At 66.2% G+C, this 14257-nt stretch carries 12 protein-coding genes; 3 read left to right on the top strand and 9 right to left on the bottom strand.

All coding sequences use genetic code 11. From position 1 onward, the window contains the following. Position 1: 1 nt before the first annotated feature. From inhA to ACQPYR_RS17385, 7 genes are all read right to left on the bottom strand, one after another. Positions 2–838 (bottom strand): NADH-dependent enoyl-ACP reductase InhA, encoded by an 837-nt coding sequence (gene inhA, locus ACQPYR_RS17415; protein WP_433633434.1) that lies wholly within the window; start codon positions 836–838, stop codon positions 2–4. Positions 839–910: 72 nt separating this feature from the next. Then, the gene (gene fabG1, locus ACQPYR_RS17410; protein ID WP_040691902.1) at positions 911–1627 is read right to left on the bottom strand and encodes a 3-oxoacyl-ACP reductase FabG1; all 717 of its coding nucleotides are present in this window, start codon (positions 1625–1627) and stop codon (positions 911–913) included. A gap of 97 nt (positions 1628–1724) precedes the next feature. Beyond that, a complete protein-coding gene (locus tag ACQPYR_RS17405; RefSeq protein ID WP_433633432.1) occupies positions 1725–2729 on the bottom strand; it encodes a VWA domain-containing protein in 1005 nt (334 codons plus the stop codon). Beyond that, entirely contained in the window at positions 2726–3682 is a 957-nt protein-coding gene (locus tag ACQPYR_RS17400) for a DUF58 domain-containing protein (protein ID WP_433633430.1), read from the bottom strand. The genes ACQPYR_RS17405 and ACQPYR_RS17400 overlap by 4 nt, the downstream gene beginning before the upstream one ends. A 47-nt stretch (positions 3683–3729) precedes the next feature. Then, positions 3730–4953, bottom strand: a complete 1224-nt coding sequence (locus ACQPYR_RS17395; protein ID WP_433633428.1) for an AAA family ATPase — start codon at positions 4951–4953, stop codon at positions 3730–3732. A gap of 157 nt (positions 4954–5110) precedes the next feature. Beyond that, positions 5111–6529: an NlpC/P60 family protein gene (locus tag ACQPYR_RS17390; protein ID WP_433633426.1), complete on the bottom strand. Its 1419-nt coding sequence runs from the start codon at positions 6527–6529 to the stop codon at positions 5111–5113. Positions 6530–6793: 264 nt separating this feature from the next. Further along, entirely contained in the window at positions 6794–7369 is a 576-nt protein-coding gene (locus ACQPYR_RS17385; RefSeq protein WP_433633424.1) for an Rv1476 family membrane protein, read from the bottom strand. A 345-nt stretch (positions 7370–7714) separates the two neighbouring features. On the opposite strand from ACQPYR_RS17385, the gene ACQPYR_RS17380 reads away from it, so the two are divergent. The 3 genes from ACQPYR_RS17380 to ACQPYR_RS17370 all read left to right on the top strand — a co-directional run bounded on the left by ACQPYR_RS17380 (position 7715) and on the right by ACQPYR_RS17370 (position 12073). Continuing rightward, positions 7715–10519 carry an aconitate hydratase gene (locus ACQPYR_RS17380; RefSeq protein ID WP_433635162.1) on the top strand — a complete coding sequence of 935 codons (2805 nt, stop codon included), beginning with the start codon at positions 7715–7717 and terminating at the stop codon, positions 10517–10519. A gap of 96 nt (positions 10520–10615) precedes the next feature. After that, on the top strand, positions 10616–11182 hold the full coding sequence (locus tag ACQPYR_RS17375) for a TetR/AcrR family transcriptional regulator (protein WP_040691943.1): 567 nt from the start codon (positions 10616–10618) through the stop codon (positions 11180–11182). Between the two features lie 99 nt (positions 11183–11281). Then, positions 11282–12073, top strand: coding sequence for an SDR family NAD(P)-dependent oxidoreductase (locus ACQPYR_RS17370; RefSeq protein ID WP_433633422.1), 792 nt, complete (start codon positions 11282–11284; stop codon positions 12071–12073). Between the two features lie 73 nt (positions 12074–12146). Here ACQPYR_RS17370 and ACQPYR_RS17365 read toward each other — a convergent pair whose 3' ends face one another. Together ACQPYR_RS17365 and ACQPYR_RS17360 are read right to left on the bottom strand one after the other, a co-directional pair. After that, complete coding sequence (locus tag ACQPYR_RS17365; protein ID WP_433635160.1) at positions 12147–12875, bottom strand: ABC transporter permease; 729 nt, start codon at positions 12873–12875, stop codon at positions 12147–12149. Between the two features lie 26 nt (positions 12876–12901). Beyond that, complete coding sequence (locus tag ACQPYR_RS17360; RefSeq protein WP_433633420.1) at positions 12902–14179, bottom strand: glycosyltransferase; 1278 nt, start codon at positions 14177–14179, stop codon at positions 12902–12904. Positions 14180–14257: the final 78 nt, after the last annotated feature.

Below are 14257 nucleotides of genomic sequence, written 5' to 3'. Positions count from 1 at the left end.
CTCAGTTGATCGACATGTTCTCCGGGAACCAGGTGTTGTGGCTGGCTCCACCGTCGACGTAGATGATCGAACCGGTGGTGCCGGGCAGCCAGTCCGAGAGCAGCGCGACGATCGACTTCGCCACCACGGTCGGGTCGTCGACGTCCCAGCCGATCGGCGACGCGCCGTCCCAGTAGGTGTTGAGCTGGTTCAGCTTGGCGGCATCGTCGGTCGCGGTGCCCGCGATGGCCTTGGCGGCGAGGGTCTTGATCGGGCCCGCGGCGATAAGATTCGAGCGAATCCGCTTGGCGGTGCCGACCTCGCGCGCCACATACCGGTTCACCGACTCCAGCGCGGCCTTGGCTACACCCATCCAGTTGTAGAACGGCATCGCGGTGCGCGGATCGAAGTCCATGCCGACGAGCGAACCGCCCTCGTTCATCACCGGCAGCACGGCGCGGGCCAGCGAGGCGTAGCTCCAGGCCGAGATCTCGAAGGCCTTGGCCGCATCCGGACCGGGACCGTCCAGGAACGGACGCGCCTCCGGGCCCATCAGCGTGCGCGGCGCGAAGGCGATCGAGTGCAGCACACCGTCGAGGCCGTCCGGTGCGAGCTCCCGGACCTTATCGGCGAGCGCGACCAAGTCGTCCTCGTTGGTGACATCGAGCGGGATGGCCGGGGCGACCTCCTGCGGCAGCCGCTTGGCGATCCGATCGATCAGCCGCAGCCGCTCCGGAATGCCGGTGATGATCACCTTCGCGCCCTGCTCCTGCGCGACCGCCGCCGCGTGGAACGCGATCGAGGAATCGGTGATGATGCCGGTGATCAGGATGGTCTTGCCTTCGAGCAATCCGCCCATGGGTTTTCGGTTCTCCTGTAATCGAAGTTCAACTGGTTACGCGACCGCCGAACACGCCGGCTGTCGGTTGGGTCAGTGGCCCATGCCCATGCCGCCGTCGACCGGGATCACCGCGCCGGACACGTAGCGCGAATCCTCGGAAGCGAGGAAGCTGACCACGGCCGCGACATCCTCGGGCTCGCCGAGCCGCTGCAGCGGAATGAATTTCTTCGCCATATCGCGCAGATCGTCGGGCAGCTCAGCGGTCATATCGGTCTCGATGAAGCCGGGCGCGACGACATTGGCGGTGATCGAACGCGAACCGAGTTCACGGGTGACCGAGCGAGCCAGACCGATGACACCGGCCTTGGACGCGGCATAGTTGATCTGTCCGGCCTGACCGGCAAGACCGACCACCGAGCCCAGGAAGATCATCCGACCCCAGCGCGCCCGCAACATGGCGCGGTTGGCACGCTTGGCGCAGCGGAACGCACCGGTCAGGTTCGCATCGATGACCTTGGTGAACTGCTCCTCGCTCATCCGCATCAGCAGGGTGTCGTCGGTGATGCCCGCGTTGGCGACCAGCACCTCGACCGCCCCCTGATGCTGCTCCACCTCGGTGAAGGCGGCATCGACCGAATCACTATCCGTCACATCGCATTTCACACCGAACAGACCGTCCGGAACCCCCGACCCACGATGCGTGACGGCTACCTTGTGCCCATCGGCAAGCAGACGCTGCGCGACCGCGAGTCCGATACCGCGGTTGCCACCGGTCACCAGGACCGACCGGGATGTGATGTTCGACATGAGGACCAACCTATCTGTTCGGATTCGTGCGCCACGCCCGGGCCACACATAGTGCTCTATGTAGAACCGGGCGCGTCGCGACGGCAGGCATTGACGACTACGGCAGGCGTTGACGATAGAGCAAGCCGGTAACTACACCGGCAGCGACAACGAGCATGCCGAGCAAAAGCCACGGTCTGCTGGCATCGCCCCTGGTCATCTCGTAACCGATCTGCTCTTCGAGCGTGTCGTAGACCGCGGTCAACTCGGTCAGGCTCGAGGCGGTATAGAAATCGCCGCCGGAGAGTTTGGCGATCTCGCGCAGCGCATCGTCGTCGACAGGCACCTTGACGCGTTGGGCGCCTTTACCGTCCTGATCCGGAATCTCCACCGTGCCCCATGACGTGCCGAACGAAATCGTCGACACCGGAACGCCTTTGTTCTTGGCGAGGCGGGCCGCGGTGAAACCGTGCCGTGGGTTGTCGACATCCTTGTCGTCGGGCACCGTTTGCTTACCGTCGGACATCAGCACGATGCGCGCGGGCGGTGGCGTTTGCGCACCACCGAGCACCGTGGCGATGGTGTCGATCGACTGCAGCGCGGTGAGAATGCCCTCACCGGTGGCGGTGCGCTCGGCGAGTTTGATGTTGTCGATGGCCGCCTTGACGGCCTCGCGGTTCGTCGTCGGCGGCACCATCACCGAGGCGGTGCCTGCGAAGGTGACGAAGCCGAGATTGATACCGGGCGGTAGCCCGTCGACGAATTCCTTACCGGCCTTCTGCGCCACCTTCAGTCGCGACGGCGGCACATCGGTCGCCTCCATGGACAGCGAAACGTCCATCACCAGAACGACTGTCGCGCGATTGCGCGGCACCTTCTTGACGGCGGTCGGCCCCGCGGCCGCGATGGTGAGGAACACCAGACCCACCAGCATCAGCGCGATCGGCACATGCCGCATCGGACTCGGCCGCGACGGGGCGACCTTCTCCAGCAGCTCCATATTGGTGAACTGCAGCATGTGCCGGTGGCGGCTGCGCTGAACGAGGATATAGCCCAACGCGATCAGTACGACCACAGCGAGAAAACCGAGCCAGACCAGCGCGGTGAAATGCGAAATACTCACTGGCGCGGCGCCCGTCCGCTCGGGGCGCCGAATGCGTGGCGCCGGGTGGACACGAACCGGACCACGTCGGAGATCCAGTCCCGATCGGTCTGCAGGGTGAGCACCGGTGCGCCGCAACTACGCAGCGCCTGTTCGACCTGAACACGATGCCGCTCGGCGGCGGCCGCGAAATCGGCACGCAGCGAAGGCGTCACGCTGAATTCGCGGGTGCGCCCGGTCTCGGGATCGTGCAGCACCACATCACCCACATCGGGCAGCGACAGGTCGCGTGGATCGAGCACCTCCACCGCGAGCAGATCGTGGCGCGCGGAGATGGCGCGCAGTGAGCGCTGCCAGTTGATATCACCGAGGAAGTCGCTGATGACCACCGCGAGTCCGCGCTTGCGCTGCGGGCGGCGCAGCGATTCGATCGCCTCGCGCAGATCGCCGCGCACACCGTCGGGGGCGTGCGGCGTCGTCGCGATCTCGCGCAGCATCGACTGCGCGTGCACCCGGCCGCTGCGCGCGGGAATGCGGGTCAACTGCTCACCGGTCGCGACGACCGCACCGATCCGATTGCCACCGCCACTGGTGAGGTGGGTGATCGCCGCGGCGGCCGCGACGGCCAGATCGCGTTTCTGGCAAAGCGCGGTACCGAAGTCGAGGCTGGCCGACAAATCGACCACCATCCAGGTCTCGAGTTCCCGGTCCGCGATCATCTGCCGCACATGCGGATGGGTGGTGCGGGCGGTGACCGACCAATCCATCTGGCGCACATCGTCGCCCGGCTGATAGGTCCTTGCCTCGCCCGGCTCCGAGCCGGGGCCCGGAATCAAACCGAGGTGATCGCCGTGCAGAACACCGTCGAGCCGGCGACGGACGGTCAGTTCCAGCGTTCTGAGCGCTGCGGTCAGCTTGGGGTCGGACAGTTCACCCGATCGGAAAGACGGTGGTGCATGTGGGGACATCGGCATTGGTGGAACCCCGTCTTGTGGAAAATCAGGCACAGCCGATGCCGAGGTCACTTCGGCTGGTTATTGCCGGCGGCCGGAGACATCTGCGCGACCGGCGGCTGCGGCACCGCGTCCTGGGGGGCGGGCGGCTGCGGGATCGGCGGCTGCGCCCCGTGCGGCCCCATGGCGGGCGACGCGGCCGGAACGGGTGCGGCCTGCGGCTGTGCCCCGGCTCCTCGAGGTGCGACCGCCTGCGGCGCGACCTGCGGCAGGCCGACAGTCTGCAGCACACGCTTGATCACATCGTCGGGGCTGATCTCATCGGCGAGCGCGTCGTAGGACAACACCAGCCGGTGGCGCAGCACATCCGGAATCACCTCGACGACATCCTGCGGCACCACATAGTCGCGGCCGCGGATCAGCGCGACGGCGCGGGCCGCGGCGATGATGCCGAGGCTGGCGCGCGGCGAGGCACCGTAGGCGATCCAACTCGCCACATCCTGCATGCCGAAATCGCCGGGCTTGCGGGTCGCCGCGATCACCCGGACCACGTAGTCGACCAGCGCGTGGTGCACGAACGTATTCGCGGCCACCTTCTGCAAGCGAATCAGCTCGGACGGCTCGAGGATCGGCTTGGCCTCCGGCGGGGTGACACCCATCCGGTAGATGATCTCGCGCTCTTCCTCCACCGACGGATAGTCGACGACCACCTTGAACAGGAAGCGGTCGCGCTGCGCCTCGGGCAGCGGGTACACGCCCTCGCTCTCGATCGGGTTCTGGGTCGCCATGACCAGGAACGGATCGGGCATCGGGTAGGTCTTGCCACCGATCGACACATGCCGCTCGGCCATCACCTCGAGCAGTGCGGACTGCACCTTGGCCGGCGCGCGGTTGATCTCGTCGGCGAGCACGAAGTTCGCCACGACCGGGCCGAGTTCGGTATCGAATTCCTCGCGGCCCTGGCGGTAGATGCGGGTACCGATCAGGTCGGTGGGCACCAGGTCGGGGGTGAACTGGACGCGGGCGAACGAACCGCCGACCACCCTGGCGAAGGTCTCCACCGCAAGGGTTTTGGCGATACCCGGCACACCCTCGAGCAGTACGTGGCCGCGTGCGAGCACCCCGACGAGCAGCCGTTCGACGAGCCGGTCCTGGCCGACGATAACGCGCTTGACCTCGTATATCGCCTTCTCCAGGGTCTGGACGTCACGCTCCAGGGTGCTGGGTGCGGGAGCAGCGGCCTCTTTCGCCAAACTTGCCCCGCTCACACCGTCCGTCGAAGTCACCAACATCCCCGCTTTCGCTTTGGTCCTGTGCGTGCTGCCACAACTATTCCAGGTAATGGCCGCATATGCCGCAACCGGACCCGAGATCACGGCAAATCAACAGGTTCACGGTCGGGTTCGCGGCGTGCGGCCCAGCCCGGGGGTTACCAGACGAGCCTAGGGGTTACGAGACGATCCGCACCGCGTACGGCATGATGCCGCCCTCGCGCACCGGAGACACCCGTACCACCTCGCCGGATTGCGGCGCCTCCACCATCTTCCCGTTTCCGAGGTAGAGCGCAACATGTTCGCTGCCGTTCGGCCCCCAGAACAGCATGTCGCCGCGGCTGCGCTCGGCGACGGGCACCCTGGTGCCCGCGTTGTATTGATAGCCGCTGTAGTGCGGCAGTGAGACGCCGATGCCGGCGAAGGCGTAGATCATCAGACCCGAGCAGTCGAAGCCGACCTTGTTGTAATCGCCGTAGCTGTCGGCGACACCGCCGTCGCGGATGCCGAGGGTCGGCCCGTCCTCGTCGCCACCGCCCCAGGCATAGACGACACCCAGCTGCGACATGGCCCGATCGACCACGGTTTCGATCGCCTCGGAGCCGCCGATGGACGGCATGGTCACCCGCGGGCGGGTCTGGCGCGGCGACGGCGAACCCTCCATCTGGATATGCGGCCGCTTACCCTCGCCCGCCTGTGCCGCGCGGTCCTTGGCGGCCTGGTCCTGGGCCGCACGGGCGGCGGCGGCCGCGGCGGCCGCGCGGATGGCGGCCTCCTCGGCCTTGCGTTGTTCGTCCCAGGCCTGATAGGCCTCGCGTTGCCCTTGCAGCCCGGCCACATTCGCGCGCGCCTGGTCGAGACGGCCCTGCGCCACCGCGCGCTCGCGTAATAGGCCCTCCCGCTGCGCCGCCTGCTGATCTTGTTCGGCCTTCACGGCGGCAACGGCGTTTTCGGCGTCGGTCTTCTTCTGCTCGGCCACCGCGGCGGCCGCGTCGGCGGCCGATTTCGCTTGGCGCGCAATGGCATTCCTATTGCCCTGTTCGATCTGGGCGCGGCGCAACGAATCGAGCACCGACTGCTGATTCTTCGATACCAGCGTGACCACCCGGGCGCGGCTGAGGGCGACATCCGGGGTGGCCGAGGACAGATAGGTGACCATCGAGGTCGCGGCGGGCCGGGTGTACGCCTGCACCGCGAACTGGTCGAAGTTGCGTCTGGCCTGGTCGACCTGGGCTCCGGCGTCGCTCAGTTCGCGCTGGGTCCGCACCACCGCGGCCGCGGCCGCGTCGGCGGCGTCGCGAGCGTCCTGCAGATCGACGAGGGCCCTGTTCACCTCTTCGCGCTTCCGGGCGATCGCGCCGTCGAGTTCCTGCAGCTTCTGATCCGTCACCGCGACCTGGTTGATCAGCGCGCCGACCTCGGTCACTCTGGCGTCGACTTGCGCTCCGGCGTCGGCGATCTGGCTATCGCTCGGGTTGGGCGGGGCAGGCGGCACCGCAGCGACCGGTCCGGCCGTGACGAGCACAGCGGCAGTGACCAGCAACCCCAGAGCGACCCACAGCGGACGCCGAGAACCGGCAACGCCGTTGTTGCGCATCGCACCTCCCAAGGACCCGACCAGGCTTAACCTCACGAGCCCCCTGCGAACCATCACGCTCAGTGGTGCACAGATAGCTCTCTGAACACTCTTTCCCCATCAGTCATCATTCGAACCGTACGACACATCATTCACTAAAGAAACTCCGGCAACAGAACTACAGCCGCGTAATTTGGTCGTTGCCGAGAAATAGCCACACGGGCACGGGGATTCGGTCGGCAAAAACAAACCGACCGACAGGAAAAGTAACTGAGCGGATGCTCGCTACGAGGTGGGGTCCCGGTCGTCGCCGCGACCCGAAACCCCTACCGGCACCGCCCGCTCGGCAGAACGGCGGGACTTCACCCAGTAGAGTCCGCCGACCAGCGCCGCCGTGCCGACAAGCAGCACACTGGTGATCACGGTCCAGGAGAACGTCTCCGGCCGCTCCAGCTGATCGACGAAAAGCTGCGCCGCCTGCGCCGAATGCCCCTGCGTGCTCTTGGAAAGGTCCTCCGCCCGCTCCAGCTTCACCCGGCTGATCGAGTCGCTGTAGGTGCCGACCCAGTCGTCGCTGAACACCACAACGGTTCCGTGCTCGGTCTTGCCGACCTCGGTGGCCAGGTCCCGTAGATTGGAGTCGTGGCCTGGATTACCGGGAATCACCACGATGCTGAGCTCGATGCCGTGGGCACGAGCATCGGCGACGACCGCCTCGAGTGCGTCCTGATCCTTCCCCTTCGGCGTGGCCACATGATTGTCGACCACATCCTCCTTGATCTGGGTCAACGTCTTGTCGTCGATACCAGGGGGGAGTTCGGCGCGCATAGGCGTGAACACCGAGGTGTGCGAGACGGTCATCTTCCATCCGGTCTGTCGAGCCGCATCGGCACGCGAGGCGACGGGCATACAACACTGCAGGGTGAACCGGTGCGGGCCCACCGGTCACTCCGAACAACTCGAAAGCACAGTACGCGACGGAGTGTCGGCTCACCTTCGGACGGCGCGTTCAACAGCACCCGCGCGTTTCACAGGACAAGCGTACTGTTAGGCTCGAAGCCGCGAGGAGCCAGTACGTTCCAGCGCTGGAACCCTCCGAACACGTAACCGTAGCGACTGCCTGCAAGTCGCTCGAAAAACCAGCCGCGGGCACAGCCCCGCCCGCGGCCACCCTCACAGACGAGTGGAGCTGACGTGACGACAAGTATCGATACTTTCGGCGCCAAGGGCACCCTCGAGGTCGGAAGCAACTCCTACGAGATCTTCCGTCTCTCGGCCGTGCCCGGTACCGAAAAACTCCCCTACGCACTGAAGGTCCTCGCGGAGAATCTGCTCCGCACCGAGGACGGCGCCAACATCACCGCCGATCACATCCGCGCCATCGCGAGCTGGGATCCGTCGGCTCAGCCGAACACCGAGATCCAGTTCACCCCGGCCCGCGTGATCATGCAGGACTTCACCGGTGTGCCCTGCATCGTCGACCTGGCCACCATGCGTGAGGCCGTCGCCACCCTCGGCGGCGACCCGGACAAGGTCAACCCGCTCGCCCCTGCCGAGATGGTCATCGACCACTCCGTCATCATCGATGTATTCGGCCGTGCGGACGCCTTCGAGCGCAACGTCGACATCGAATACCAGCGCAACGGTGAGCGCTACCAGTTCCTGCGTTGGGGCCAAACGGCTTTCGACGACTTCAAGGTCGTCCCGCCGAGCACCGGCATCGTGCACCAGGTCAATATCGAGCACCTGGCGCGCGTCGTCATGGTTCGCAACGGCCAGGCCTACCCGGACACCTGCGTGGGCACCGACTCGCACACCACGATGGTCAACGGTCTCGGCGTATTGGGTTGGGGCGTCGGCGGTATCGAGGCCGAGGCGGCCATGCTGGGCCAGCCGGTCTCCATGCTCATCCCGCGCGTGGTCGGCTTCAAGCTGACCGGTGAGATCAACCCCGGCGTGACCGCCACCGACGTGGTGCTCACCGTCACCGATATGCTGCGCAAGCACGGTGTGGTCGGCAAGTTCGTCGAGTTCTACGGCAAGGGCGTCTCCGAGGTGCCGCTGGCCAACCGCGCCACCCTGGGCAATATGAGCCCCGAATTCGGTTCCACCGCAGCGATCTTCCCGATCGACGAGGTGACCGTCGACTACCTGAAGTTGACCGGCCGCTCCGATGAGCAGGTCGCGCTGGTCGAGGCCTACGCCAAGGAGCAGGGCCTCTGGCACGACGCCGACAAGGAGCCCGCCTACTCGGAGTACCTGGAGCTGGATCTGAGCACCGTGGTGCCGTCCATCGCGGGCCCGAAGCGTCCGCAGGACCGGATCCTGCTGTCGGAGAGCAAGACCGCCTTCCGCAAGGACATCCACAACTACACCAGCGATGCCGAGACCGGTCCGGCCGCCACGACCCCGCACACCCACCTGGACGAGGCCATCGAGGAGTCCTTCCCGGCCAGCGATCCGGCGGTGCTTTCCTTCGCCGAGGACGACGCCGTGCTGCCGTCGGCCGCGAACGGTGCGGTGGGCCGCCCGTCCAAGCCGGTCAAGGTCTCCACCGAGGAGTACGGCGACTTCGTGCTGGACCACGGCGCGGTCGTGGTCGCCTCGATCACCTCCTGCACCAACACGTCCAACCCGTCGGTCATGCTGGGCGCGGCCCTGCTGGCCCGCAACGCGGTGGACAAGGGCCTGACCCGCAAGCCGTGGGTGAAGACCTCGATGGCGCCGGGTTCACAGGTCGTCAACGGCTACTACGAGAAGGCTGGCCTGTGGCCGTACCTGGACAAGCTGGGCTTCAACCTGGTCGCGTTCGGCTGTGCCACCTGCATCGGCAACACCGGTCCGCTGCCGGAGGAGATCTCCAAGGCGGTCAACGACAACGACCTGACCGTCACCGCGGTGCTTTCCGGTAACCGCAACTTCGAGGGCCGCATCTCCCCCGACGTGAAGATGAACTACCTGGCCTCCCCGCCGCTGGTCATCGCCTACGCGCTCGCGGGGACCATGGACTTCGACTTCGAGAACGATGCGCTCGGCAAGGACACCGACGGCAACGATGTGTTCCTGAAGGACATCTGGCCCTCGCCGCAGGAAATCCAGGACACCATCGACCGGGTCATCTCCCGCGATATGTTCCTCGACGACTACAAGGACGTCTTCAAGGGCGACGAGCGCTGGCGTTCGCTGCCGACCCCGGAGGGCAAGACCTTCGATTGGGCCGAGGAGTCGACCTACGTCCGCAAGCCTCCGTACTTCGAGGGCATGCCGCAGACGCCGCAGCCGGTCACCGATATCACGGGCGCGCGCGTGCTCGCACTGCTGGGCGACTCGGTCACCACCGACCACATCTCCCCCGCGGGCAACATCAAGCCGGGCACCCCGGCCGCGCAGTACCTGGAGGCCAACGGCGTCGAGCGCAAGGATTACAACTCCTACGGCTCGCGTCGCGGTAACCACGAGGTGATGATCCGCGGCACCTTCGCCAACATCCGGCTGCGCAACCAGCTGCTCGACGATGTCTCGGGCGGTTACACCCGCGACTTCACCCAGGACGGCGGCCCGCAGGCGTTCATCTACGACGCCTCGCAGAACTACCAGGCCGCCGGCATCCCGCTGGTCGTGCTCGGCGGTAAGGAGTACGGTTCGGGTTCCTCGCGTGACTGGGCCGCCAAGGGCACCTCGCTGCTGGGTGTGAAGGCCGTCATCACCGAGTCCTTCGAGCGCATCCACCGCTCGAACCTCATTGGTATGGGTGTCATTCCGCTGCAGTTCCCGGCCGGTGAGTCGGCCGCGTCGCTGAAGCTGGACGGCACCGAGACCTTCGATATCGAGGGCATCACCAAGCTGAACGAGGGTGCGACTCCGAAGACCCTGAAGGTCACCGCCACCAAGGAGAACGGTGATGTCGTCACCTTCGACGCGGTGGTCCGGATCGACACCCCCGGTGAGGCCGACTACTACCGCAACGGTGGCATCCTGCAGTATGTGCTGCGCAACATGATTCGCGGCTGAACGACTGTGCTGTAGTAGGTCCGCGCACCGCATTACCCGCGGTGCGCGGACCTCTTCACATTGCATTGCCCGCTTCGCTCGGAGGAGCCCGCCGAAATGCCCAAAGTCAGTGATGATCACCTCGCCGCCCGGCGTAGTCAGATTCTGGACGGGGCGCGGGCCTGTTTCGCCGAGTACGGGTACGACGGTGCGACCGTGCGCCGCCTGGAAGAGGCCATCGGCCTGTCTCGCGGCGCGATCTTCCACCATTTCCGGGACAAGGACGCCCTGTTCCTCGCGCTGGCCCAAGAAGATGCCGACCGCATGGCCGACGTCGCGGCCAATCAGGGTCTGGTGCAGGTCATGCGCGATATGCTCGCCCACCCGGAGCAATTCAATTGGCTCGGAACCCGTTTGGAGATCGCGCGCCGCCTGCGCACCGATCCGGAATTCCGTGCGAGCTGGACCCAGCGCTCCGCCGAACTGACCGCAGCCACCCTCGCCCGCCTGGAACGCCGCAAGGCCGCAGGCGCTTTGCGCGACGATGTCCCGACCGACGTGTTGCTCGGATATCTGGACCTCGTGCTCGACGGGCTCATCGCCCGCATCGCCTCCGGGCACACCAACGAAAACCTTTCGGCCGTACTGGATCTCGTAGAAGCCTCGGTCCGGCGCAAGGAGTGAGTCAGCCGCGGCATCCCCCGCGCGGACCATCCGGTCACGACGACACCCTGCAACCACGGATGCGTCACGGAATGCGGAATCTCGACAATAATCCTCGACATGGAACTGAACGGAGCACGAGTCCTGATCACCGGCGCGACGGGCGGGATCGGGGTCGCGATCGCCGCCGCGGTCACCGCACGGGGTGCGAACGTAGTGCTGTCCGGACGGCGAGCCGAAGCACTCGACCAGGTCGCGACCCGGTTCGGCGCGCGGGCGGTGGTCGCGGACCTCGCCGTGCTGGGTGGTGCCGAGAAGCTGCTCGAGGAGGCCGGTGACCTCGATGTCGTCATCGCCAACGCCGCACTGCCCGGTTCGGGCGACCTGCTCGACTATTCGCTGACCGACATCGATCGAGCGCTCGAGGTCAATCTGCGCGCCCCCATCGTGCTTGCCCGCCTTGCCGGTGCGCAGCTGGCCGAACGCGGCAAAGGACATCTGGTCTTCATCAACTCCCTGTCCGGCAAGGCCGCATCCGGCAAGGCGGCGATGTACAACGCGACGAAATTCGGACTGCGCGGCTTCGCCTTGGCCTTACGCGCCGACCTGCAAAGCCGGGGCATCGGTGTCTCCTCGATCTACCCCGGATTCGTCAGGGACGCGGGCATGTTCGTCAAATCCGGCGCGGCCGTGCCACGGGGCGCCGGCACCCGGAGCCCGGAAGACGTCGCGAAAGCCGTGGTCCGAGCGATCGAACGGAACATCGCCGAAACCGACGTGGCCCCCCTCCCGGTCCGCCTCGGCGCGACATTGGCCCTGATCGCCCCCAATCTCTCGAGCCGCGTCCAGCGTCTCTTCGGCGCCGACAAGGTAATGACCGAACTAGCCGCTGGTCACCGCAATATGCGCTGAGCCCTACGACGGGATGCGACGCATCCCGCAATACTCGTCGCCTCGATCCGCACCGGCGGCGCGTAGCAGCTGGTCAGCTGTGCGACAGGCGACTGAATACGATGCCGGCACCGGCGAATCCGAGGGTGCCGAGCACAGCGCACCAGAGGAGGGCGAGGGGGGCGTTGTGGCCGGTGTCCAGGGAGTTCAGGAGTCCGCGCACGGTTTCGATGATGGGGGTGGCGGGTTGATAGTCGGCGAAGCCGCGCAGCCAGTGGGGCATGGTGGTGGTTTGGACGAAGGCGCTGCTGATGTAGGGGATGAACATAATGGCGTAGGTGAGGCCGCCGGCGGCTTCCGGATTCTTGGCGACCAGGCCGAGCGCGACGGCGATCCAGGAGATCGCGGTGACGAACAGGGTGATTACCGCGAGGGCCGCCAGCCAGCCGAGTGGACCGGCCTGCGGGCGGTAGCCGAGCGCGAGCGCCACCGTGACCGCGATCGCGATGGCCGCGAGATTGCGGACAACGCCCTCGGCGACGTGGCCTGCGAGCACGGCCTGACGGAACATCGGCAGGGTACGGAAGCGGTCGATGCTGCCCCCTGTCATATCGGTGGAGACGGCGGTGGCGGTGATCGATGAGCCGAAACCCGTGCACAGCAACATGATTCCGGGCACCACATAGTCGAGGTAGGGTCCGCCGACATCGATGGCACCGCCGAAGACGTAGGTGAACAGCAGCATCACCAGAATCGGCATGAGCAGCGAAATGATCAGGGTGTCGCGGCTGCGCAAGGTGTGCCGGGCACAGCGTCGGAACATGACGAGGGTGTCGGCGAAGACGTCGGTCACCGGGCGGCGGCTTCGATGATGTCGGCGGTGCGGGCGGCGGCGTCCTCGGCGCTCAGCGTCTTCGCGAATTCTGCTGCGCGGGAGCGGCGTTCGGGCGTCAGCAGCGACGCGACGCCTTGTTCCAGCCGGGCTTCGGTCAGTTGCGTGAACGGCAGATGCGCACCCACACCGAGCCGCTCGACCTGCCCGCCCCACATGGGTTGTTCGAACGACACCGAGCACACCAGCGTCGGCAATCCGGCGCGCAGACTCTCGAACAGCGTCCCGATACCGCCGTGATGCACCGCCGCGGCACAATACGGAAAAACCAGATCGTGCGCGAACGGACCGACAACTTTCACATTCGGCCCCGCCTGCGCATCGGCAATATCCAGATCACTCCATCCCGCACTGACCAAAGCACGCACCCCCAGACGAGCAGACACCTCGATAACCATCGCCAGCACCGAGGCTGTATCCCGAATGGGCATACTGCCGAATCCGAAAAACACCGGCGGCTCCCCCGCCTCGATCCACGACAGAATGCCCGCGTGGTCGCCGGCCAGATCGCCAACGGCCTGGCGGGCGGCGTGATCGAGCGTCAGAAATCCGGTGAACGGCCTACGCTCATCCCATTGTTCGGGCAATCCGGGAACCAACGCCGGATCGTAGATCTGCACCTCGGGAACATGCGCACGTGCCAATACCGCTGCGGTACTCGCCCACGATTTCGGCAGCCCGAGCGTGGCGCGTAGATCGTTGAGATAACGCATGAACACCATCCGGCGCAGATTCTCCGCGATCGCCCATGTCACACGATTCACGGCCGCGGGCGGATTCCACCGCGGCGGCAGCGCACCCGGAAACGGATATGCGCCATTACTCCGGCAGGGGAAATAATGCAGGCTTACCAGCGGAATCCCCATTGCCTCCGCAACCGAACTCGCCCGGTCCTCGGTGACCGTGCTCGCCACGATCAGATCCGCACCCGTGCACACGTCGATGACGTCTCGATTCATCTGCTGGGCATAGTCGGCCATCTGCCGGGCTACCAATTGCATCAACCGCAAGGTGTTGCCCGCGGCCAGCGCCCGCTGCCCGGCGTCCGAACTGTAGAGCTGCTGCACATCCGGTCCGCAGGCGATGGCGGCAAGCCCGGTGGCCGTGGCGAATTCGACCAGATTCGGCGGCGCCCCGAGCAGCACATCGTGGCCGCGACGACGCAGCTCCAGTCCGAGCGCCACGACGGGCTGGACATCACCGCGGGTTCCGGTGAGCGGAATCGCTATTTTCACGGCGGCTCTTTCGGTATCGGGTCCCCTGACGACGCCGACCGGATATTCCACAGAATTGAGGGCTCCGCACGGCGGCGA

Source organism: Nocardia sp. CA-120079, assembly GCF_050955745.1.
GTDB lineage: Bacteria > Actinomycetota > Actinomycetes > Mycobacteriales > Mycobacteriaceae > Nocardia.
Note: the sequence above shows the minus strand (reverse complement) of the source record. Positions and strands in the feature narration are given on the sequence as shown.